Below are 21222 nucleotides of genomic sequence, written 5' to 3' on the forward strand. Positions count from 1 at the left end.
CCGCCAGGCCTCTCGTAAGAGCCCGTGGTCCTGTTCCCCCGCGTGCGGCCGAGTTCCTACGGCTGCTTCCGTGCGCGGACCCTGCGCCACACGCCCGGCGCCACGCTGATCGCCACCGTCAGGGCCACCGCCGCCACCACACCCTCCCAGGGCTCGGGGAAGAGCGAGCCGCCGAGGATGCCGATGATCTGGTAGGTCGCCGCCCAGGCGAGGCAGGCCGGGACGTCCCCGCGGGCGAAGACACGCAGCGGCATCCTCGCCAGCAGACAAGCCAGCATCACCGGAATGCGTCCCGCCGGAACGAGGCGGGACAGGACGAGGACGGCGATCCCGTGGTCGGCGAGCTTCCGCTGCGCCTGGGCGAGGCGGTCCTCGGGGGCGCGGGCCCGGATCGCCTCCAGCCAGCGCGACCCGTTCTTCGAACCCATGCCGCGCTGCCCGAGCCAGTACAGCGACATGTCGCCGAGGAACGCGGCGACCGACGACACCACGAACACCGCCATCAGCGCGAAGGGCGACGTCTGGTGGAAGGCCACCACCGCCGCCGAACTCACCAGCGCGCCCGTCGGCACCACCGGCACCAGCGCGCCGATCAGCACCAGCAGGAACAGTGACGGATAGCCGATGGCCTGCTGCGTGGACTCCGGCGGGACGGTCGGCGGCGCGGTGGACCGCAGGACCGAGTGAGCCACCGCCCCGGCGGCGGACCAGACGATCACCGAGCGGCCTCCGGACGCACGCTCTCGCCCTGCGCCAGCAGATGCACCGCCACCTGCGGCGCGCGCTCGGCCGCCAGGCGCACGAACTCCTCACCCGGCGCGTGGAATTCATGGGGGCGCACGGCATCCATCCCGATGGGCCAGAACGTGCCGTAGTGCACCGGCACGGCACTGAGCGGACGCAGTGCCACGAGCGCCTCGGCGGCGCGCCCCGCGTCCAGATGCCCCTCCCCGAGGTACGGCCCCCAGCCGCCCACCGGCAGCAGCGCCACGTCGACCGGCCCGACCTCCTCGGCCATCGACGCGAACAGCCCCGTGTCCCCGGCGAAGTACGTCCGCGCCTCCCCCTCGATCACGTACCCGACGGCGGGCGAACGATGGGGCCCGATCGGCAGCCGGCGTCCGTCGTGCCGTGCGGGAACCGTGCGTACGGCCAGGTCACCGACCCGGGTGCGGTCACCGGGCGCGACCTCGGTCAGCCGCAGATGGTCCAGCTTGCGCAGCCCCGGCACCGAACGCGGGGCCCCGCGCGGCACGAGCAGCCGGGTGCCCGGGGCCAGCCGCGCCAGCGAGGGAAGATGCAGATGGTCGGCGTGCAGATGGGAGACGAGCGCGACATCGGCGACCGCGGCCGGGGGAGGGGGCGGCGCCCCGCGCCTGCGCCGCAGATGTGCGAGCCGGCGCGCGAAGAGGGGATCGGTGAGCACGCGTGTCCCGGAGTCCTCCAGCGTGCAGGTGGCGTGCCCCCACCAGGTGATCTCCACCGGCACCTCTTTGCCTCCTTCGCACGACTCCCCCCGAGCCTACGGGCAGGAGTAGGGTCTGCGGCGAAACCAGGAGGTGAGGGGGACACCATGGCAGAAGCACGCGGTGCCTCCGGCGCGCACGCCCTCACACGCCCGCACGAGCGGAACGGCCCCGCGCCGCGCCCTCCGTCGCTCCGCGTCATGGCGATCGCCAGCCTGACACCCCTGGAGGAGCTCGACGAGGACCCCTTTCTCGTCGACTCCCGCAGCCAGTACGCGATGTGCGCCCGCTGGGCCGCCGAGCACGGCCATGTCGTCACGAGGGAACTCCTCGTACGCGGGCTGCGCCCCGACCACCGCAGCCTGTGGGCGGACGTCGAGGCCGGTCTGGTGGACCTGTTCGTCTCGCCGAGCCACCGCGTGCTGGAGCGCGCCCTCGCCTCGGTGGAGGAGTTCACCGCCGAGTGCGCGCGCCGGGGCGTCCGCGTCGAGACCGTGGGCACCGCCGAACCGTCGTACGACGCCCAGATGAAGGCCAGCGTCCACCGCCGGCTGTCGATGCCGACGGCCGGCTACGACGGCCGCTGACCCCGCTCCCGGGAGGAGTCCCGGCACGGGCCACCCGTGGATGAGGTCGCCGCGGCACTTCTTGCGGCTTTTGGGGACTTCTGGGGATCTCCGGCCGTTGTGACAGGGTGGGAGCAGGCCGCGCGGACCGGGCGGGCCGGGACGTGAGGTGGACTGGGCGTGGACAAGGGACGGTGGCGGCGCCTCGCCAGCGCGGCGGGACGCAGCATCACGGTGTGGGCCGTGTCCACGGTCACGATGCTCGTCCTCGCCGGTGCGCTGCCCGACTTCCGGCTCCAGTCGCCGAGCGGGGACAGCGCGACCCGGATCGCCGTCACCGCAGCGGCCGGCGCGGGCGTCTTCGGTCTCCTCTCGGCGCTGGTGTGGCCCCTGCTCGTACGGACCCTGCTGCTCGTCCCCGCGTTCGTGCTCGGGCTGCTCGTCTTCTTCCTGAACGGCTCGCTGCTGCTGATCGCCCTGTGGCTGAACCCCTCCGGGCACGGTGACGCGGCCCCCGAGACCGCCGTGGTCGTGGCCGCCGTCATGTCCGCCGTCGCCTCGGCCACCGGCGCCGCCCTCGCCGTACGGGACGACGACGCGTACCGGCGGCGCCTGTACCGCCTCGCCGACCGGCGCCGCAGACGCGCGGCCGGGCTGCCCGGCCCCTCCACACCCGGCGTGGTCTTCCTCCAGCTCGACGGCGTCGGGCACGACGTGCTGCGGGAGGCGATCGACCGGAACCTGATGCCGACCGCCGCCCGATGGCTCGACGGGCCCCGCCCCACCCACCGGCTCACCCCGTGGAGAACCGACTGGTCCAGCCAGACCGGCGCCAGCCAGCTCGGCATCCTGCACGGCACCAACCACGACGTCCCGGCCTTCCGGTGGTACGAGAAGGACACCCAGGAGGTGATGGTCTGCAACCGGCCGACGAGCGCCGCCGAACTCCAGCGGCGGGCCGTCGCGTACACCGGCGACGGCGGCCTGCTCACGGTCGACGGCGCGAGCCGCGGCAACCTCTTCGGCGGCGGTGCCGACGAGCTCGCCCTGGTGCTGTCCGTGGCCGCGCGCCGGGGACGGGACAACCGCTCACGGGCCGGCTACTTCGCGTACTTCTCCGATCCGGCCAACGCCGTCCGTACGGCGATGTCGTTCGTCGCCGAGGTCTTCAGGGAGACGGGCCAGTCCACCCGGGCCCGGCTCCAGCGGCGGCGGCCCCGGGTCGGACGCGGCGGGCTGTACCCGTTCGTCCGCGCCTTCGCGACCGTCGTCGAACGGGACGTCGTGGTCGCCGCGGTGATCGGCGACATGCTCGCCGGGCGCAACGCGGTCTACGCGGACCTCGTCGCCTACGACGAGGTGGCGCACCACTCCGGACCGCGCGGCCGGGACACCGAGAAGATCCTGGAGCGGCTCGACCGGTCGCTCGCGCTGATCGAGAAGGTCGCCGAGCACGCCCCGCGGCCGTACCGGATCGTCGTGCTCTCCGACCACGGCCAGAGCCCGGGAGAGACCTTCCTGAGCAGATACGGCCTCGGCCTCGGCGATCTGGTCCGGGCGGGCTGCGGGCTGCCCGTGCCCCGCAGGGCCCGTCGCACCCACAGCGGCGCCGAGGCCAGGACCGCCGTCCGCGCCGCCCTGCGCAGACCGGTCGAGGAGCGCGAGGAACGGGACGGACCGGCGACCCGCCGCTCCGAACCCCTGGTCCTGGCCTCCGGCAACCTCGGTCTCGTCTCCTTCCCCGACGTCGCCCACCGGATGAGCCGCGAGGAGATCGACCGGCGTCATCCCGCGCTGCTGTCCACGCTCGCCAACCACCCCGGCGTCGGCTTCCTCCTCGTGCGCAGCGAGGAGCACGGCGGACTGGTGCTCGGCGCGCACGGCGTCGAGGTGCCGGTGGACCGGCTCGACGACGAACACCCGGGCCCCCTGGCCGACTTCGGCCCCGGCGCCGCCGCCGCGGTGCGGCGCACGCACACGTTCCCGCACACCGCCGACATCATGGTCAACTCCTGGTACGACCCCGTCGAGGGCGAAGTCCTCGCCTTCGAGGAGCAGATCGGCTCGCACGGCGGCCTCGGCGGAGCCCAGGGGCACCCCTTCCTCCTCTCCCCGCTGACCCTGTCCGCACCGGCCGGCGCGGACACGGAACCCGGCGGCCACGGCACCGCACTCGTCGGCGCGGAGCGGGTGCACGAGGTGCTGCGGGGCTGGCTGCGCGAGTGCGACGGCCCCCAGATCCCACTGCCCGCCCACCCGGACGAACAGGCCGCCTGAGCCGGCACTCCGCCACGAGCCGGACACCGGGGCCGAGTTGTACGGGCGGCGACGCCACCACCGGGAGGACGGGAACCGAGAGAGCGGCCGGCCGGGGCGGTCGTGCGCGCCGCGAGGCCGGCCGGGGCGGTTGCGGGGCCGGTCGGGGCGCTCGCGTGCGCTGTGCGGGCCGGCCGTCGCGGTCGCGTGCGCAGCGGAGGCCGGCCGGGGCCGTCGGGCGCGCCGGAAAATGATCACGGACGGCTACTGCGACGTGCTGCGGGTGCGGCGCGAGCACGCCTATCTGGTGCCGCACGGCGCGCGGCTGCCGTTCACCGCGCGCGGACCGGTGTTCCGGGTGACCTGAGCGCCCGCCGTGACGCGCGCCGTCCCCGGTCGGTGAAATCCCGGACACGCCCCGGCAGGTCGCCGCCCGAACCGCGGGGTGCACCGGGCCCAGGTGTGATCGGATGGGGGACACGGACCCCGGCAACGGGACCACACCCGAAAGGAATCATCGTGGCAACCACGCGCACCGCACACACTGTGTGGGAAGGCAACCTGCTCGAGGGCAACGGCGTCGTCACCTTCGACTCCTCCGGTGCCATCGCCGACCAGCCGGTCACCTGGGCGTCGCGGGCCCAGGACGCGAACGGAAAGACCAGCCCCGAGGAACTGATCGCGGCCGCCCACTCCAGCTGCTTCTCCATGGCGCTGTCGCACGCCCTCGCGGGTGCCGGGACGCCCCCCACCAGGCTCCTCACCAACGCCGACGTGTCCTTCCAGCCCGGCGAGGGGATCACCGGCATCCACCTCACGGTCGAGGGCACGGTGCCGGGCCTCGACAACGACGGCTTCGTCGCCGCGGCCGAGGACGCCAAGAAGAACTGCCCGGTCAGCCAGGCCCTGACCGGTACGACGATCACCCTGTCGGCGAAGCTCGCCTGACGCCCGTCCGTCCACCGGTGCCGCGTCCCGTCCGTGGGGGCGCGGCACCGGCGTGTCCGGGGCGGTCCGGCCATCCGTCCGTCCGCGCCATTGACAAGCGAGAACACACGTTTTGTGCTTGAGGGCGGGCAGAGCCGGGGCGGAAGGGGACTGACATGGGACGTGCGGTCGGGATCGATCTCGGAACGACGAACTCGGTGGTGGCCGTCCTGGAGGGCGGAGAGGCGACGGTCGTCGCCAACGCCGAGGGAGCACGTACCACGCCCTCGGTGGTGGCCTTCGCCAAGAACGGCGAGGTGCTGGTCGGCGAGGTCGCCAAACGGCAGGCCGTGACGAACGTGGAGCGCACCGCGCGGTCCGTGAAGCGGTACATGGGCGACACGAGTTGGCGCTTCCCCGAGAAGGGCAGCGTGGACGGCACCCGCTTCCGGGCCCAGGAACTGTCCGCGCGGGTGCTCCAGAAGCTGAAGCGGGACGCCGAGGCCTATCTCGGCCAGGACGTCACGGACGCCGTGATCACCGTGCCCGCCTACTTCGACGACGCGCAGCGCCAGGCCACCAAGGAGGCCGGCGAGATCGCGGGCCTGAAGGTCTTACGGATCATCAACGAGCCCACCGCCGCGGCCCTGGCGTACGGGCTCGACCGCGGGGAGGAGCAGACCGTCCTGGTGTTCGACCTCGGCGGCGGCACGTTCGACGTCTCGCTCCTGGAGATCGGCGACGGGGTCATCGAGGTCAAGGCGACCAACGGTGACACCCGGCTCGGCGGGGACGACTGGGACCAGCGGATCGTCGAGCACCTCGCCCAGCGCTTCAAGGCCGCGCACGGCGTCGACCTCGGCCACGACAAGATGGCGCTGCAACGGCTGCGCGAGGGTGCCGAGAAGGCCAAGATCGAGCTGTCCTCGTCCACCGAGACCACCGTCAACCTGCCCTACATCACCGCCACCGCGCAGGGCCCGCTGCACCTCGACGAGAAGCTGACGCGCGCTCAGTTCCAGGAGTTGACGGCCGACTTGCTCGACCGTTGCAGGACGCCCTTCCACCAGGCCGTCAAGGACGCCGGTGTGAAGCTCTCGGCCGTCGACCACGTCGTGCTGGTCGGCGGATCGACCCGGATGCCCGCCGTCACCGAACTCGTGAAGGAACTCACCGGCAAGGAGCCGCACAAGGGCGTCAACCCCGACGAGGTCGTGGCCCTGGGTGCCGGGCTCCAGGCCGGGGTGATCCGCGGCGACGTGAAGGACGTCCTGCTCCTCGACGTCACCCCGCTGTCCCTCGGGATCGAGACCAAGGGCGGCATCATGACCACGCTCATCGAGCGCAACACCACGATCCCCACCCGGCGTTCGGAGATCTTCACGACGGCCGCCGACAACCAGCCCTCGGTCGGCATCCAGGTCTACCAGGGCGAGCGCGAGATCGCCGCGTACAACAAGAAGCTCGGGGTCTTCGACCTCACCGGACTGCCGCCCGCGCCGCGCGGGGTCCCGCAGATCGAGGTCGCCTTCGACATCGACGCCAACGGGATCACCCATGTCTCGGCGAAGGACCTGGCCACCGGGCGCGAGCAGAAGATGACCGTGACCGGCGGTTCCGCGCTGCCCAAGGGCGACATCGACCGCATGGTGCGCGAGGCCGAGCAGTACGCGGAGGAGGACCGGCGCAACCGGGAGGCGGCCGAGACCCGTAACCAGGGCGAGCAACTCGTCTACCAGACGGAGAAGTTCGTCCGCGACAACGACGACCGCGTCCCCGCCGAGACGAAGGCCGCGGTCGCGGGGGCGGCCGGCGAGCTGAAACAGCTCCTGGAGGACTCCTCCACCGACACCGTCGCCCTGCGCGGGGCCATCGAGAAACTGGCCACCGTCAGCCAGCAGATGGGCCAGGCCATGTACGCCCAGGCCCAGCAGCCGTCGGACCCGCAGGACCGGCCGCCCACCGAGCAGGCCGACGGACAGGCCCCGGGCGAGGACGACGTCGTCGTGGACGCGGAGATCATCGACGACGAGCGGGATGCGGGCGGAGCGGACGGACAGGGCGGGAGCGCCGGGGGTCGGCGCTGACGGGTCCCGCGGACCCGGTCAGTGGCGCTCGCGGAACTCCCGGAGGATCTCCTTGGTGCGCTCGGCCGAGGCGGCGTGGGTCGCCATGCGGTCCAGCACCTCCAGATGCAGCGCCACCTCCTCCCGCGCGTCGAGATAGAGGGCGCCCGTCACGTACTCGCTGTAGACGATGTCCGGCAGCTCTCGCTCGGCGAAGCGGAACAGGGCGAAGGAGGTGTACGTCCCCGGGTGCGGGCCGGCCGCGAACTCGGCCACCTGGAGCGTGACGTGATCGAGCTCGACCCATTCGAGGAGCCGGTCCATCTGCTCGCGCATCACCTCGCCCCGGACGCTCACCGGACGCAACAGGGCCGTCTCGTCCATGATCACCCAGAGGTGGGGCGGGTTCTCGCGGGTGAGCAGCGCCTGCCGCTTCATGCGCAGCGCCACATGCCGGTCGATGGCCTCGGCCCCGGTCTGCCCGACCGTCCCGGCCTCCAGCACGGCCCGCGCGTACTCCTCGGTCTGCAACAGGCCCGGCACGAAGTGCGGTTCGTAGCTGCGGATCAGCCGGGCCGCGCCCTCCAGGCTGACGTGCATGCTGAACCAGTCCGGCAGCACGTCGTGGTAGCGCTGCCACCAGCCCGGCTCGTTGGCCTCCTCGGCCAGCGCGACGAACGTCACGGCCTCGGCGTCGGAGACACCGTACGTCGTCAACAGGACCTGTACGTAAGGGATCTTGAGGGAGACCTCGGCCGTCTCCATTCGCCGCACGGTCGCCGGAGCGACCCGCAGGACACGCGCCGCCTCCTCGCGCTTCAGGCCCGCGGCCTCCCGAAGCTCCTGGAGCCGTCGGCCCAGGACCACCTGCCCCACCGTGGGTGCCGGCCGCCGCTCACTCACGCCACGCCTCCCCACGCGCCGAAGTATGCGTGCAGTGTGCCATGTTCGCGCCGCGCCATCACGAAGAGAGTGAGTGAAGGTACTTTCCCGTGGCCGGGTCGGCCGGCAGGAACGTCTCGATGGCCAGCTCGCTCACGGTCACGTCCATCGGGGTGTTGAACGTCGAGACGGACGAGATGAACGACAGCACCCGACCCTCGTGCTCGATACGCAGCGGGAGCGCGAAGTGCGGTGCGGGGGCGTCGGGTTCGTCGTCCGCCGGTACCGGCTCCCGGTCCGGGAACGGATACGCCGCCACCTCCTCGTACAGCGCGCGCAGCGGCTCCGAACGGCGCAGCGCGATCTGCCGGTCCATCTGGGCGAGCAGATGGCCGCGCCAGGCCCGCAGATTGAGGATGCGCGGCGCCAGACCCTCCGGGTGCAGGGTGAGCCGCATCGCGTTCAGCGGCGGCACGAGGAGCCGGTCGGGGACACCGTCCAGCAGCATGGCGATGCCGCGGTTCGCCGCGAGGACGTCGTACGTCGCGTCCACCACCAGCGCCGGATACGGCTCGTAGCCCTGGATCAGCCGCTGCACGCCCTCGCGCAGCGCGTCCATCGACGGGTCGTCGAGCGGGGTCTCCGCGTAGCGAGGGGCGTAACCGGCGGCCAGCAGCAGCGCGTTGCGCTCCCGCACCGGTACGTCGAGGTGCTCGGCGAGCCGCAGCACCATCTCCTCGCTGGGGCGCGAGCGTCCCGTCTCGACGAAGCTGATGTGCCGGGCCGAGGAGTCGGCCCGCAGGGCCAGCTCCAGCTGGCTCATCCGCCGCTGCTCCCGCCAGGCGCGCAGCAGCGGACCGACACCATTGCCGGAGGCGGCACTTGGGGCCGGGACGGGGGCGGGACCGGGCGGGTCGATGCTCATGGGACGACGGTAGCCGAGGAGCCGGACCGGGACCCGCGCCACGAGCCCGACCCCCACGGCACGACGCCGCCCGCCGCGCCACCCGAGCGCGGCACCCGGGCACAGCACCCGGGCCGACATCCGACGATGCCGGCCACGCTCAGATCCAGGCGTTCGGATCCGGTCACTCGGATGGGCCCCTCGTCCCTCGCAGGTCAGTCGCCTGCCGCGTGTGCCCTGCCGAGGGGGGCGGGCTGTGGCACGCTGGGCGCGGGGCCGCTCCGGTCGCCCTTCGCCGCCGGTCCGGGACCCCGCGTCCCACCGCGGACCCGCCGTCCCGCCCGCCGTACGAAGGGATCACGTCCATGGCCGTCGAAGCGCTGGAGCCCGAGCAGATCGAGGAGCGGCTGGCGCAGCTGCCCGGCTGGTCGGTGGACGGCGACCGGCTCGCCCGGACCTACCGCCTCCGTACGCACTTCGCGGCGGCCGCGCTGGTCGTGCACATCGCCCAGGTGCAGGAGGAGCTCGACCACCACTCCGACCTCACCCTCGGCTACAACACGGTCGCCCTCTCCGTGAACACCCACAGTGTCGGCGGCGCCGTCACCGCGCTGGACTTCGACCTCGCCCGCAGGGTGGAGGAGCTCGCACCGGCGCACGGGGCGAGCTGACCGCCGTGCTGGACTACGACAAGGAAGCGGAGCGGTACGACGCCACGCGGGGCGGGGAGCCACGGGCCGTAGCCGCTGCCGCCGCCGTGCTCGCGCTGGTCCCCGACGACGCCCGGGACCTGCTCGACGTGGCCTGCGGCACCGGCATCGTGACCAGCAGGCTCGCCACCGCCAGGCCCGGGCTCAGGGTGACGGGAGCGGACGCGGCCCACGGCATGGCACGCCGGGCCGCCGAGCGTCTGCCGGGAGCGGCGGTCCGCGCCGACGCCCGCCGACTCCCCTTCTCCGCGGGCTCGTTCGACGCCGTGTGCGCCGTCTGGCTGCTCCATCTGCTGGACGACGCGCGCCCCGTCGTCGCCGAGGCCGCCCGTGTGCTGCGCCCCGGCGGCGTGTTCGTCACCACCGTCGACAAGGACGCCGCCCACCACGTCGGCAGCGACATCGACGCGTTGACCGTGCGGTGGTACGCCGGACACGCGGAGGACGGCAGCGAGCGCATGACGGAGTACGCGGCCGAGCACGGTCTGGTCCCGAGCGGCACGGCCCTCTTCCGCGGCCACGGCCAGGGCCGCACCCCGCGACGCGTCGCCGAGTACATCCGCAGCGGCCGGCTGTACCCGGCCGGCGGACCCCGGCTCGCCGAGCGCGTCGAGACCCTGCCGGGCCCCGACGTCCCGCGCCGCGAACCGGCCTTCACCCTGCGGGCCTTCCGCAAGCACTGAACGCGCGGGCCGGGCCTCGCCCGGGTCCCACCGGCGCCTCAGCCGGCCTCCCTCCGGGTGAAGTCCATGGTCCAGTTGGTCAGCCAGGTGTTCTCCCCGTCCAGGGAGAACGCCTGCTCCCAGCGGGCCGTGGTCCCCGAGATCCCCGACCAGACGAACCGCACCCGCACATCCTTCCCTTCATGGGTGTCGTCGCCGTGGAACACCCCGCGCCCGTCCGGTCCGAACCCCCCGAACACCGGCGGGAACAGCCGGCCGGTCCTGCTGGACGACCAGTTCAGCGACCACAGCCCGGTCTCCACGTCGAAGAGCCGCAGCGTCAGGCCCGTCCATCCCCGGCTCGGCACGTCGATCTCGTCGATGTTCGCCGCGCCGCCGAAGAGCGGCCGGCAGTGGGTCACCGCGGGGAACTCCTCCCAGTCGCTGTCCGGGTACAGGAAGTCGGTGCGGCGGCGGTGGGCGACGTCCCAGTCGCCGTGGAAGAAGTCGAAGTCGTGCACGGCCGAGGCCGGGTCGCGGACGTCGTTCACGTGCGGTCTCCTGTCGTTCCGCCGGGCAGGCAGTCGGTCATGTAGGCGTCGAGGTCGGGTACGTCGGAGGCGAGCAGATGCCGTACCCAGGCGTCCCGCTCGTGCAGGATCGGCGGCAGCTCCCAGACGCAGCCGATCCACGGACGCTCGGTGACCACGAAGTTCGTCGCGTCACGGTCGGGGCAGCCGAGCACCGGCTGGCCCGCGGCGGCGGCCCGGAAGTGCAGGACGTTGTCCCAGACCCAGCTGTACGCGCACAGATAGGCGCTGCCGTCGCCGGCCCGGTGCAGGACGGCGAACGTGGCGGGCGGGGTGCCGTCCGGCTCGGGCAGCAGCCGCGGCAGCATCGCGTAGGCCGCCGCCTCGATCTCCGGCTCGATACCGGCGGGGTCCGTGGTCACGTGGTACCGCTTGATCCGCCGTCCCGCCGTCTCGATGGGCGGCGGCACGGTCAGGAGCTTCTCCCGGAAGACGGCGGGCGCCGGGGACGCACCGGAGCCCACGGAACCCGCGGAGCCACCGGAAGGCGCGGGCCCCGGATGCCCCGCAGGCGCCGTGGGATCCACGGAGGTCGTGGAAGGAACGGAGGTGGCTGAAGTCATGGGAGGACGCTAGAGCCGCTTCACTGACATCCTGTGTCAGTGAAGTGCAAAAGAAGGAAGCCCGCTGAACAGCGAAGACGAACCACCCAGAAGATCATCTGGGAGACGGATGGGAAACGGCGGCATCCACAGCCCCGCCGACACGACCTGCTTCTCCCACACCTCCTGAAGGTACTCCACGATCCGCCGCTCCATCGACAGCGTCACCTCGCTGTACACGCCCTCCATGCCAGGCATCTCATGCCCCATCCGGGCCTCCTTCGCCACCGTCGCGATATCCGCCCCCGGCTCGTCCAGCAAAGCCTTGTGCCAGTGCCGCAGCCGGTAGATGTCCTGCCCGGCCATCTCGTCCACCGCCGGCAGGGCGCACTTCGCGTACCGCTCGAACCCCGCCCGCGGCTCGTGCTCTTTCCTGCCGTCCCGGATGGGGTACCAGTAGTTCTTCGTGAACCCCACGCCCAGCAGGTTCTTGCCCATGGGGGAGACGAACAGCCACGGCTTGTCATGGGAAACGAGCAGCCGTTCATGCAGGTCATGCAGGAATGGCGGAATCACGAGAGACCTGTAACTGTCGTACTTCGGCAGCGCCAGCACCTGCTTCCCAGCCGCGTAATAGGTCTGGTACTGCACCCGCAGGACGTGCATCCCGTCGTAGCGCTTCTCGGCTTCCCGGCGCCGGTCGCGGTCCGGGTCGGCTGCCGGCCAGTGCACGGACGTGAACCCACGCTGCAAGCCCTGGATTTCGCCGGGCGGACGCATCCCGGTGAACGCGAGGGTCCAGATGTACACCCAGCCTGCGTAGCCCCACACGTGGAACGCGTTGACGGCCAGCTGGTGCACGGCCTCGATGGGCAGCTCGCCCTTGACGCGGCGGGTCTGCTTCTTCTCGTACCGGCCGCGCCCGCGTTGCTCGATGATCGGTGACTCGTCGCGCAGCTTGTACTTGAGGACGGCGTCGGTCATCAGCATCCGGAAGACGCTGAGGACGCTGTTCTTGTAGCTCTCCGAGTAGCGCCTCTTGAGGTGCGCCCGGAACAAATCGCAGTCGACGGGCGTGACCTGGCCGACGGTCCAGGTGCGCCAGTACGGCTTGATGACGGCTTTGAGGATCGACTCGTACTTGTCGTTCGACCGGGCGGCCAGGTCGATGGTGGAGAACCACAGGTCGCTGTACTCGGCCATGTTCATGTCGGCTGTCTTGGGCCGGTACTTGCCGTTGCGGACTTCGGATTCCCGGTCGAGCCCGTATTCGTAGGCCTGCTGCTCGCTCTCGAACGGGATGCCCGGCTCGGGACCGGACGCGCTCTCGTACTTCTTCTTCTTTGTCGGGCGGCCCTCGTCGTCGAGCTTGAACTCGCCGCCCCACCACTTCACGCGGATGCTGGCTCCGCGTACCTCCACAGAAGGCATGCGCCCTCCCCGGGTTGTGAGTTGGACTGCGGATGGGTCCGGCAGGCACCCCTACCGCCGGGCCTCCGCGTGTGGATTGCTCAGTCTGTCGTGCCGACGGGGCAGCCGCGGCAGGCTTTGCAATCCTGGCCCTGGCCCTTCATGAACCGCCTCACGCGCTCCTGAATCGCGCGGTCTTCGGTGGCCCTGGGGGTCAGGACACATACTGTCTCGCCGTCTACTTGGGTCGGGTATCCAAGGAATGTGGATGTCGGCCCAAGATCTAGGTTGATGGCAAAACTCACCGGTCCCCCTTTGGTGTCGCCGTGGGACCTCCCCGGGTGGACCGCCAGACTTACACGAGTGACCGGTGTGCAACAGAGTGTTGTTGAACTTTCGTTCAAGCCGATTGGTTACGATCCGGTAACGGTGAAAAGGTTGTACGCCGATCGCCCCTGATCAGGCATCGTCGCCGATCTGACCGGTCTGGCGCAGGGCTTTCACAAACCGTTCGACGAAGTCGTCGACCTCGCCGATCGGGGCCTTTGGCATGGCCCCTCGGGCCGCCTCGTAAGCGGCCTTGCGCGCCTCGTCCTCTGAGGGGACCAGCGGGGCCGGCTGGTGCGGGGGGAAGGTGGCTGCAAGAAACGGTTCGCCGCCCTCGGCGATGAGGATGCAGCTCCCGGTGACCCAGCCGAGTGCCTTGTCGACCTTGGCGTAGGTGAGTTCGCGGACCTCCAGCCCCTCTTCGACGCGTTTCCACGTGTTGCGGGTGACACCGGCGGCAGCGGCCGCGGCGTCGCGCGACGGGTACTGCTCGTGTCGGTGCGCCTTTACGCGGGTCGCGAGGCGGCCTAGATCGCGGGTTGCCATGTCGACATCTTGGCAGCACGAGCCAGTTCCAACCAGTTCCAACTAGGTAAACGGCCGGAATTCGAGACGGCCCAACCATCTCCAACCAGCGACGTTTCGGCACACGGGTTAACTCGGGTCAGTTAGGTCCATCAAAGGGTAGACAACCAGAGTCAACTAGGGTTAGTTTCTACCCATGCACCAACCGACGACCTTCGAGGTCGACGGGGACGCGATCCGCGAGGAGCGCATGCAAGCGGGCTTGAGCCGCGTCGAGTTGGCCAGACAGGTGGGAACCAGCCGCCGCTACATCTGCCACCTCGAAAACGGCACCCGCAGGCATCCGTCGCCCGAGCTGTACATCGCGCTCCGCACCGCCCTCAAAGCGACTGACGAGCGCCTCCGGCGAATCCCTCCTCGCCCCACCGAGGACCCACCCCCACGCCACGAAAGGGACTGATCCGTGCCCACGGACAAGAGCAAGTACCACCAGCCGCAGGAGCCGGCCGACCTGAACCAGGAGTTCATGACCGTCCAGGAGACGGCGTTCGTCCTGCGCTGCGGGATGGCGTGGCTCCGCCAACTCCTGCGGGACAACCCGAACTTGTGCGGCCGCAACGGCCAGGGACGGGGCGGACGGATCGTCACCGACCGCGAGCAGCGCGCCGCGATCCACGCGATCCGCAGCGCCGGAGACCCGCGGCAGGGCCGCACGGTCGCCCGTCAGCGCCGCCGCCCGGCCGCCCGCAAGCCGGCGCTCGCCGGTTCCTGAACGCAATGCGGGGCCGCCCCCGGCTGGACCCGGCGACGACCCCTTCGCAACCCACTGAGCACGAAGCAAGGAGTGGATCACGTGACCACATTCTCTCAGACCCTCACCCCCGCGCCCACGGTCGAGTTGACCTTCGGCCAGCAGCATGACGCACAGGAGCGGAACGACTCCGCGTACCGCAGCACGGTCCTCTACCGCGAGCTGCCGGACTCGGGACACGTCGCCCACCAGGCGCTGTCGGACCGGGTGTTGGTAACGGCGACGGACCTGGACGTGATCGCCGAGTGGCTGTTCGTGATGGGCGGGAAGATCACGACGGTTGACCTGCCGTCAGGTCAGACCGTGTGGACGCTGGCGACGCGGACGTGGTCGGACTCGCCGAACTTCCCGGTGGTGCCGGTGTTCGTGACGGTGGTCCAGGCGACGGGCGCCCCGGTGATGCACGAGATCGCTGCGGCGGTGGCCCGGTGAACGCCAGAGCGGTGAACGCGGCGGCTGGTGTGGTGCAGGCGGCGTGGGCGCAGGGGCGTCGGACGGCTGCGGGTGTCGCGATGGCGCTGGATGCGGCGCAGCTGCTGATGTCCCCGGAGGCGGCGGCGGAGCTGGTCCGTCTGCGGGAGGAACGGCATTCGACGAACGAGTCGGTGGACGACGCGGCCCGGGCGCTGCGTGAGAAGCGGGACCAGATCGCCGAGTTGGAGACGACCAACGAGGCACTGCGGGCCCGGCTGGCCGAGCTGGAGACGCAGCGTGCGGCTCTCGCGGAGCGTCTGCGGGCCGGCCAGTCCTGGGAGCGGGGCCGTCTGGTCAGTGAGGACTACGTCTCGCAGCCGGAGTTGCGGCAGATCTTCGGGATTCCGTTGGCCGCCCCGCTGGACGGGATCACGCGGCTGACCGTGCCGGTGCACGTGCTGCGGGCCGAGGTTGAGGACCAGTACGAGTCGCCGCTGCACCACGAATGGCGGCTTGGCCGTGACCTGCCCGCCCCGGGCGGTGCCCAGTGATCCACGAGTCCGCCTCCGAGATCACCGCGATCGTCGCCGGCTCGGCCGGCCTGGTCCTGGCCACGCTGCTGCCGCTGATGCGGTGGGCGCGCGCCGACCACCTCACCCCGCGCTGGCTCCGGCAGTTGCCGTTGACCTGCGCTGTCCTCCTCCTTCTCATCCTCGCCGCACCGTCGAAGGGCGCCACGTCATGAACGAGTCCTCGAAGCCCCAACTGTCCATCACCGTCGGCTCCAACCGCCTCCACGGCGTCGTCCGCGCCGACCGGATCCGTCTCGACACCCTGACCCAGCTCGTCACCGGGTGGGCGGACGAGAAGACCCGTGAGGAGATCATCGCCGCGCTCGACGAGCTGGCCGCGGTCGTCGCCGGCACGGGCCGGGAGGGCGAGTTGGATGCGGCGGTCGAGCAGGTGGAGGACGCCGCGGGGATGGAGACGGCGCAGGTCGAGGTGAAGGCGCCGGATGTGCGTCGGCTGTTGGCCGAGGTGACGGTGGTGGAGCGGGTGACGTCGCGGTTCCAGCAGGGGGCGTCGGAGATCAAGCACCCGGCGATGCGGCCGACTCGCCAGTTCCTGAAGGCGCAGCCCCTGCCGGAGCAGCAGGACAGGCGGTCAGCGTGATCCGCAGTCTCGGCTACGTCGTCGCCGTCCTGACCATCGCCTGCGCCGCCGTCCTCGCGGTCAGTCTCCTGCCCGTCGCCGACCCGACTACCGGATGGGCGCTGTGCGTGGCCACCGGCACCGCTTCCGCAGCCGTCGCCCTCGCCGTACTCCCCTGCCCCTGCCACCGAAAGGCCCGCTCGTGACCGCCCGCACCGACATCCTCGGCGCCCTCCAGCGCGCCGGCTACAAGGACCGCGAAGCCACCTCCCGGATGGAGGCCGCCGACAAGGAGCCCCGCACCCCGACCGGGCTCGGTGACCCCGAGTTTCAGACCACGCTCGAAGGCGGTCACGCGTTGATCGTCGAGTACGGGGACTGCGAGTTCTACGGCACCTGCCAGTGCGGCAAGCAGCTCGGCATGGTTCGGCCGGACCGGTTCCGGGACGACGTGTTCGGGGCGGCGTGGGAGCGCCACGTCATGACGGAGGTGCCGTCTTGACCACTACCCCTCAGTGTCCGGAAGGCCTGTACAGCCCCGACATCGACCTGCTGCGCCGCTGCATTCAGCGCGGCCCGCACGAGTGGCACGCAAGCGAGGACGGCGTCGAGTGGCGCAGCCCGCAACTCTCGGAAGGACCACAGCAAGTGAGCACTGAACTCGTCAAGCACCAGGCCATGAACGGGGCCTCGCTTCCCGACATGGTCCGCTACGCCGAGCAACTCTCCAACGCGAACCTGCTGCCCGGCCAGTACCGCAGGCAGCCCGCCAACGTGCTCTACGCCATGGAGTACGGCCGAACCCTCGGCATCACGCCGATCGCCGCGATCACCGGCATCCACGTCATCGAGGGCAAGCCGTCCGCGTCGGCAGCCCTGATCTCCGGGCTCGTGCGGCAGGCCGGCCACAAGCTGCGGGTCACCGGCAACGGGCAGTCCGCGACCGCGCAGATCATCCGCTCGGACGACCCGGAGTTCACCTACTCGGTGACGTGGGAGCTGCGGCGCAACGCCAACGGCAACCCGTCCGCCGAGGAGGCGGGGCTGCTGAACAAGGACGTGTGGAAGAAGTACGCGGCGTCGATGCTCAAGGCGCGCGCGATCTCGCAGGTGGCTCGGGATGCGTGTGAGGAGGTGCTGTTCGGGCTGCACTACACGCCGGAGGAGTTGAGCGCGAACGTCGGTGAGGACGGCGTGCCGATGGACGCGCAGGTGCAGCAGCTCCGCCGGGTGCAGCCAGGTGAGCAGGACCCGTGGTCAGCGCCCGGCCCGCATCCCGAGACGTTCGAGCCGCACGCTGACGCGCAGGCCCTCGCAGCCCGTGCCGCCGCGGCCGAGGACCGGATGGTCCTGAACTGCCTGGTGGACGAGGCGAAGCGGGACCTGCCCGCGGACGCCCGCATCGTCGCCCCGGACACGGAGCAGCCCGACACGCTGCGCGAATACCTGGGGCGCCGGTGGGCGGTCCTGCCGAAGCCGAGCGAGCAGCAGGCCGACGAGGGCGTGACGGACGTCGAAGTTGTGGCCGAGGGCGAGACCGAGGCCGACATCGCCGAGCGCGATCTCCGGGCGGCCGCCGCGACGGCTGGGCTCGACAACCTCGACGAGGAGTTCGAGCGCAGCTTCGGCCTGCCCATCGGCGAGGCCGGCGCCCCGCAACTGCGGGAGATGACCGCGCTCCTCACCGGCTCTGCCGCCTGATCCCACCGTCAGCAGCACGGGGCCGCCCTGCCCGTCGACAGCAGGCAGGCCGGCCCCTCCCAGCAAGGAGACCACACCACCCATGTCGTACAGCGACATCTACGGGAGCCCCGAGAAGTACGGGCTCCGCACCATCGGCGAGGTCCAGTGGGGCGATGCCTGCTACAGCTTCGACCTCACCGTCGTCTGGCAGGACACCACCACCGGAGCCTTGTACTTCGCCGACGACTCCGGCTGCTCGTGCCCGTCCCCGTTCAACATGACCGGCCGCGACGGCCTCACCCACATCGACCGACCGCAGACCCTCATCGACCACCTCAACGACCGGATCAAGCAGGGCGCCGAGGGCTACTGGTCGGAGTCCGAGACCGAGGCGGCCAAGGCCGACGCCGGGGCGCTCGTGCTCAAGGCGCGGGGGGTTCTGCGATGAACCTCAAGGAAGCAGCGATGCGGGAAGCCGCGTTGAAGACGCTGCTCGACACCGTCAAGGGCGCCTACGACGCCGCCCGCAAGGACACCCGGACCGCGCTCGAAGCGGCAGCTGAGGAGTCGGGCGCCCGTCAAGTCGCTGCCGCCCTCCCTGACGGCCCGGACATTGCCACCGTCAGCCTCTCCTCCGGTGAGGCGGCGGCGAAGGTGACCGACGAGGAGGCATTCACGGCCTGGGTGATCGCCCACTACGGGACCGAGGTTGAGCGCCGGTTCGTGACCGAGGTGCGGGCCGCGTTCCGGGACAAGGTCCTCGGCGCGCTCACCGCGGCGGGGAGCACGGACTGGGCGGACCCGGACACCGGCGTGATCCACGAGGTGCCGGGCGTAGCCATCGCCCCGTCCCGCGCGCGCACCCACTCGCTGCGCTTCAAGAAGGACGGCCGCGACCAGGTCATGCAGGCCTGGCGTGACGGCCGCCTCGCCGCTGTTGCCCTGCCCGAACTCACTGCCGGAGGAGCCGAATGAGCACCGAGATCGCACGCATCAACCTCTCCGCTGGGGCCGTCGAGACGGTCATGGTCGACGGGGAACCGCACGTCGTCTTCCGTCCAGCGGTCGAGGCGATCGGCCTCAGCTACCCGGCCCAGCTGCGAAAGCTGAACGACCGGTCGTGGGCCAGTCGTAGCGATATCGCAACGACTGGTGCCGACGGCAAGACGTACCGCATGGTCGCAGTCGACGTCCGCACCTTCCTCATGTGGCTGGCCACGGTCAACGAGGCCAGGGTCGCCGAGGCCACCCGCCCGCTGCTTGTCGCCTACCAGCGTGAGACCGCCTCAGCGGTCAACGACTACTGGACGCAGGGCGGGGCCATCAACGAGCGCGCCACGGACGATCAACTCGACGCGCTGGAGCAGCAGATCGAGGAGCGCCGTGCGCGTCGCGCGCTCGGCCTGATCCAGATCATCGCTGCGATGGACGACAGCGTCGATCCGCGGTGGAAGCGCTCGCGTCAGTTGCACCACTACGCCGAGGCAACGGGTGAGGTCCCGGAGATCGCTCCGGAGGACCGGGCGCTGCTGGTGGAGACCTACCTGAAGGACCGTGGCCTGTCCCGGGATGAGTGCCGCGCGGTGCGCTCGCCCTTCGGCCGACAGCTCGTGGCCGCCTACAAGCTGGAGCACAACGGCCAGGCGCCGAAGGAGTCGTTCGGGTTGGTCGACGGTCGGGAGCGGCCGGTCAAGTCGTACACGGAGTCGGACCGGCCCCTGTTCGACAAGGTGTGGAAGGCGTTCTTCGCGGACCGATACCCGGCTCAGCAGCAGCTCGGGGGTGCGGCATGACGTACCTCGACTCCCGTCGGATCGGCTGGGACACGGAGACCACCTCGACCAACCCGTCGGAGGCACGCATCGTCACCGCCGCCCTCGTCGGACGCGGCGGACCGTCCCCGGAACACGTACAGACGTGGCTCATCAACCCCGGCGTACCGATCCCGCCCGAGACCACCGCGATCCACGGAATCGACGACGCCAAAGCGCAGGCCGAGGGCGTCGAACCGAAGGCCGCGCTGGAAGAGATGGCCGAGACGATGGCCCGGACCATCCGATACGGCATGCCGCTGGTCGCGTTCAACATGGCCTACGACTGGTCGGTCTTGCACTTCGAGCTGCTGCGGCACGGCCTGCCGACGATGGCCGACCGGCTCGGCGGGCCGGCGTTCACGCTCGTCGACGGCCTGGTCCTGGACAAGCAGGCGGACAGGTACCGCAAGGGCTCGCGGAAGTTGAAGGTCGTCGCCGCTCACTACGGCGTGCACCTGGAGAACTGGCACGAGGCGGAGGCCGACGCGATTGCCGCGCTGGGCATCGTCGACGCCTTGTACGAGCGGCACCCGCGGCTCAACTCCTATGACCCGCAGCGCCTGTATCTGGCGCAGCAGGCGTGGCGTGAGGAGCAGCAGGCGGGGCTCCAGGCGCATTTCCGTAAGTCGGATCCGAGCGCGTACTGCGCGCCGGAGTGGCCGCTGATCCCGGCGCAGCGCGGGGGTGCGGCATGAGACTGCTCCGCCGCTCCCGGTCCGCACGCGTTGACGAGCGCGCCGCGCGGATCGAGGCCCTGATCGAAGACCGCAACGCCCACATCGAAGAGGCCCGAGCCACCGCGTCCGCGCTGCTGCGGGTGTCGGGCGAACTGTCCGTCCTCAAGGACGTGGTGGCCCACCACATCGCCGCTGCCAGCGACCCGTCGTCCGCGCTGACGGACGCCCCGTCGATGGCGGCCGCGTTGCAGCACGCGTTCCGGGCGCGAGGTGTGGACCTGCGGATCGAACTCTCGCGGATGGAACGGAGGCCGCTGTGAACCCGATCTCGGTGGGCGCGTGCGCGCTCCTCCTCAGCCTCGCCGGGGCCACGGCGGTCGCCCGTCTGTGGCCCGCGCCGGCCGCCCCGCGCACGACGGGCCGGCGTCGGTTGGGTCGTTCGCCGATGCGGTCGCGGGAGGTGCTGGAGACCGGTGTCGCGTACTGCCCGCTGGAGAACCGGGACCGGCGGCATCACTTCCTGCGGCTGGGTGGCCGGTTGTGCGAGTGCGGCCACCTCACCCGGGAGAACGCCCGATGACCGGGGCCAACGCCGCGAACATCGCGGTCGCGGTCGGGCTGATCGCCCTGGCCATCGCCATCTACCGGGCCCGTCCACGGACGCGCGTCACGGTCATGCCGGCCGAGCTCACCCCGGCGGAGGACGAGTCCCGCTGGGGCACTGACAGCGCGCTGCACGAGGCGTGCGCCCTCATCTGGGACCTGCCCGAGGCCGACCCCGACGCGGGGTTCGACCGGATCCAGCAGGCCATCAACGACGACACCGAGGGGAACTGAC

General features: G+C 71.1%; 30 protein-coding genes. 22 read left to right on the plus strand and 8 right to left on the minus strand.

The genetic code is table 11. From position 1 onward, the window contains the following. Positions 1-56: 56 nt before the first annotated feature. Both ACFWI4_RS08470 and ACFWI4_RS08475 read right to left on the minus strand, forming a co-directional pair. Complete coding sequence (locus ACFWI4_RS08470; RefSeq protein WP_387192788.1) at positions 57-716, minus strand: DedA family protein; 660 nt, start codon at positions 714-716, stop codon at positions 57-59. After that, positions 716-1489, minus strand: a complete 774-nt coding sequence (locus ACFWI4_RS08475) for an MBL fold metallo-hydrolase (RefSeq protein WP_387192335.1) — start codon at positions 1487-1489, stop codon at positions 716-718. The genes ACFWI4_RS08470 and ACFWI4_RS08475 overlap by 1 nt, the downstream gene beginning before the upstream one ends. A gap of 84 nt (positions 1490-1573) precedes the next feature. On the opposite strand from ACFWI4_RS08475, the gene ACFWI4_RS08480 reads away from it, so the two are divergent. The 4 genes from ACFWI4_RS08480 to dnaK all read left to right on the plus strand — a co-directional run bounded on the left by ACFWI4_RS08480 (position 1574) and on the right by dnaK (position 7302). Next, positions 1574-2053, plus strand: coding sequence for a hypothetical protein (locus ACFWI4_RS08480; protein ID WP_387192338.1), 480 nt, complete (start codon positions 1574-1576; stop codon positions 2051-2053). A 237-nt stretch (positions 2054-2290) separates the two neighbouring features. Then, positions 2291-4309 (plus strand): alkaline phosphatase family protein, encoded by a 2019-nt coding sequence (locus ACFWI4_RS08485; protein ID WP_387192791.1) that lies wholly within the window; start codon positions 2291-2293, stop codon positions 4307-4309. A 498-nt stretch (positions 4310-4807) separates the two neighbouring features. Then, the gene (locus tag ACFWI4_RS08490) at positions 4808-5236 is read left to right on the plus strand and encodes an OsmC family protein (RefSeq protein WP_387192341.1); all 429 of its coding nucleotides are present in this window, start codon (positions 4808-4810) and stop codon (positions 5234-5236) included. 155 nt (positions 5237-5391) lie between these two features. Continuing rightward, positions 5392-7302: a molecular chaperone DnaK gene (gene dnaK / locus ACFWI4_RS08495; RefSeq protein ID WP_387192344.1), complete on the plus strand. Its 1911-nt coding sequence runs from the start codon at positions 5392-5394 to the stop codon at positions 7300-7302. 18 nt (positions 7303-7320) lie between these two features. Here dnaK and ACFWI4_RS08500 read toward each other — a convergent pair whose 3' ends face one another. Then, positions 7321-8184: a helix-turn-helix domain-containing protein gene (locus tag ACFWI4_RS08500; protein ID WP_387192347.1), complete on the minus strand. Its 864-nt coding sequence runs from the start codon at positions 8182-8184 to the stop codon at positions 7321-7323. 58 nt (positions 8185-8242) lie between these two features. Continuing rightward, on the minus strand, positions 8243-9088 hold the full coding sequence (locus ACFWI4_RS08505; protein WP_387192350.1) for a helix-turn-helix domain-containing protein: 846 nt from the start codon (positions 9086-9088) through the stop codon (positions 8243-8245). A 344-nt stretch (positions 9089-9432) separates the two neighbouring features. Here ACFWI4_RS08505 and ACFWI4_RS08510 point away from each other — a divergent pair, with 344 nt between their 5' ends. Both ACFWI4_RS08510 and ACFWI4_RS08515 read left to right on the plus strand, forming a co-directional pair. Further along, complete coding sequence (locus tag ACFWI4_RS08510) at positions 9433-9738, plus strand: 4a-hydroxytetrahydrobiopterin dehydratase (protein WP_387192353.1); 306 nt, start codon at positions 9433-9435, stop codon at positions 9736-9738. 5 nt (positions 9739-9743) lie between these two features. After that, positions 9744-10460 (plus strand): methyltransferase domain-containing protein, encoded by a 717-nt coding sequence (locus ACFWI4_RS08515; RefSeq protein WP_387192356.1) that lies wholly within the window; start codon positions 9744-9746, stop codon positions 10458-10460. Between the two features lie 38 nt (positions 10461-10498). Here ACFWI4_RS08515 and ACFWI4_RS08520 read toward each other — a convergent pair whose 3' ends face one another. The 4 genes from ACFWI4_RS08520 to ACFWI4_RS08535 form a co-directional block, all read right to left on the minus strand. Then, complete coding sequence (locus ACFWI4_RS08520; RefSeq protein ID WP_387192359.1) at positions 10499-10990, minus strand: hypothetical protein; 492 nt, start codon at positions 10988-10990, stop codon at positions 10499-10501. Further along, complete coding sequence (locus ACFWI4_RS08525; protein ID WP_387192793.1) at positions 10987-11439, minus strand: hypothetical protein; 453 nt, start codon at positions 11437-11439, stop codon at positions 10987-10989. Before ACFWI4_RS08525 ends, ACFWI4_RS08520 begins: the two co-directional genes overlap by 4 nt. A 189-nt stretch (positions 11440-11628) precedes the next feature. Next, positions 11629-12993 carry an integrase gene (locus tag ACFWI4_RS08530; protein WP_387192362.1) on the minus strand — a complete coding sequence of 455 codons (1365 nt, stop codon included), beginning with the start codon at positions 12991-12993 and terminating at the stop codon, positions 11629-11631. A gap of 447 nt (positions 12994-13440) precedes the next feature. Beyond that, complete coding sequence (locus ACFWI4_RS08535; protein ID WP_387192364.1) at positions 13441-13854, minus strand: hypothetical protein; 414 nt, start codon at positions 13852-13854, stop codon at positions 13441-13443. A gap of 175 nt (positions 13855-14029) precedes the next feature. Between ACFWI4_RS08535 and ACFWI4_RS08540 the strand changes: the two genes are divergently transcribed. The 16 genes from ACFWI4_RS08540 to ACFWI4_RS08615 all read left to right on the plus strand — a co-directional run bounded on the left by ACFWI4_RS08540 (position 14030) and on the right by ACFWI4_RS08615 (position 21221). Beyond that, positions 14030-14293, plus strand: coding sequence for a helix-turn-helix transcriptional regulator (locus tag ACFWI4_RS08540; protein WP_387192367.1), 264 nt, complete (start codon positions 14030-14032; stop codon positions 14291-14293). Positions 14294-14296: 3 nt separating this feature from the next. Next, a complete protein-coding gene (locus ACFWI4_RS08545; protein ID WP_387192370.1) occupies positions 14297-14605 on the plus strand; it encodes a DNA-binding protein in 309 nt (102 codons plus the stop codon). Positions 14606-14686: 81 nt separating this feature from the next. Next, positions 14687-15076, plus strand: a complete 390-nt coding sequence (locus ACFWI4_RS08550) for a hypothetical protein (RefSeq protein WP_387192372.1) — start codon at positions 14687-14689, stop codon at positions 15074-15076. A gap of 80 nt (positions 15077-15156) precedes the next feature. Beyond that, the gene (locus ACFWI4_RS08555; protein WP_387192376.1) at positions 15157-15609 is read left to right on the plus strand and encodes a hypothetical protein; all 453 of its coding nucleotides are present in this window, start codon (positions 15157-15159) and stop codon (positions 15607-15609) included. Beyond that, on the plus strand, positions 15606-15803 hold the full coding sequence (locus ACFWI4_RS08560) for a hypothetical protein (RefSeq protein WP_387192379.1): 198 nt from the start codon (positions 15606-15608) through the stop codon (positions 15801-15803). Before ACFWI4_RS08555 ends, ACFWI4_RS08560 begins: the two co-directional genes overlap by 4 nt. Further along, entirely contained in the window at positions 15800-16231 is a 432-nt protein-coding gene (locus ACFWI4_RS08565; RefSeq protein WP_387192382.1) for a hypothetical protein, read from the plus strand. Before ACFWI4_RS08560 ends, ACFWI4_RS08565 begins: the two co-directional genes overlap by 4 nt. After that, a complete protein-coding gene (locus ACFWI4_RS08570) occupies positions 16228-16416 on the plus strand; it encodes a hypothetical protein (RefSeq protein ID WP_387192384.1) in 189 nt (62 codons plus the stop codon). The genes ACFWI4_RS08565 and ACFWI4_RS08570 overlap by 4 nt, the downstream gene beginning before the upstream one ends. After that, positions 16413-16712 carry a hypothetical protein gene (locus ACFWI4_RS08575; RefSeq protein WP_387192387.1) on the plus strand — a complete coding sequence of 100 codons (300 nt, stop codon included), beginning with the start codon at positions 16413-16415 and terminating at the stop codon, positions 16710-16712. The genes ACFWI4_RS08570 and ACFWI4_RS08575 overlap by 4 nt, the downstream gene beginning before the upstream one ends. Beyond that, positions 16709-17911, plus strand: a complete 1203-nt coding sequence (locus ACFWI4_RS08580; protein WP_387192390.1) for a hypothetical protein — start codon at positions 16709-16711, stop codon at positions 17909-17911. Before ACFWI4_RS08575 ends, ACFWI4_RS08580 begins: the two co-directional genes overlap by 4 nt. Before the next feature lie 82 nt (positions 17912-17993). After that, positions 17994-18341, plus strand: coding sequence for a hypothetical protein (locus tag ACFWI4_RS08585; RefSeq protein WP_387192393.1), 348 nt, complete (start codon positions 17994-17996; stop codon positions 18339-18341). Then, a complete protein-coding gene (locus ACFWI4_RS08590; RefSeq protein WP_387192396.1) occupies positions 18338-18868 on the plus strand; it encodes a hypothetical protein in 531 nt (176 codons plus the stop codon). Before ACFWI4_RS08585 ends, ACFWI4_RS08590 begins: the two co-directional genes overlap by 4 nt. Continuing rightward, a complete protein-coding gene (locus tag ACFWI4_RS08595) occupies positions 18865-19686 on the plus strand; it encodes a phage antirepressor N-terminal domain-containing protein (protein WP_387192399.1) in 822 nt (273 codons plus the stop codon). Before ACFWI4_RS08590 ends, ACFWI4_RS08595 begins: the two co-directional genes overlap by 4 nt. Continuing rightward, a complete protein-coding gene (locus ACFWI4_RS08600) occupies positions 19683-20402 on the plus strand; it encodes an exonuclease domain-containing protein (RefSeq protein ID WP_387192402.1) in 720 nt (239 codons plus the stop codon). Before ACFWI4_RS08595 ends, ACFWI4_RS08600 begins: the two co-directional genes overlap by 4 nt. Further along, on the plus strand, positions 20399-20704 hold the full coding sequence (locus tag ACFWI4_RS08605) for a hypothetical protein (RefSeq protein ID WP_387192405.1): 306 nt from the start codon (positions 20399-20401) through the stop codon (positions 20702-20704). Before ACFWI4_RS08600 ends, ACFWI4_RS08605 begins: the two co-directional genes overlap by 4 nt. Further along, a complete protein-coding gene (locus ACFWI4_RS08610; protein ID WP_387192408.1) occupies positions 20701-20964 on the plus strand; it encodes a hypothetical protein in 264 nt (87 codons plus the stop codon). Before ACFWI4_RS08605 ends, ACFWI4_RS08610 begins: the two co-directional genes overlap by 4 nt. Next, complete coding sequence (locus ACFWI4_RS08615) at positions 20961-21221, plus strand: hypothetical protein (protein WP_387192411.1); 261 nt, start codon at positions 20961-20963, stop codon at positions 21219-21221. Before ACFWI4_RS08610 ends, ACFWI4_RS08615 begins: the two co-directional genes overlap by 4 nt. The last annotated feature ends 1 nt before the right edge of the window (position 21222 follow it).

It is taken from the genome of Streptomyces sp. NPDC127038, assembly GCF_042725875.1.
GTDB lineage: Bacteria > Actinomycetota > Actinomycetes > Streptomycetales > Streptomycetaceae > Streptomyces.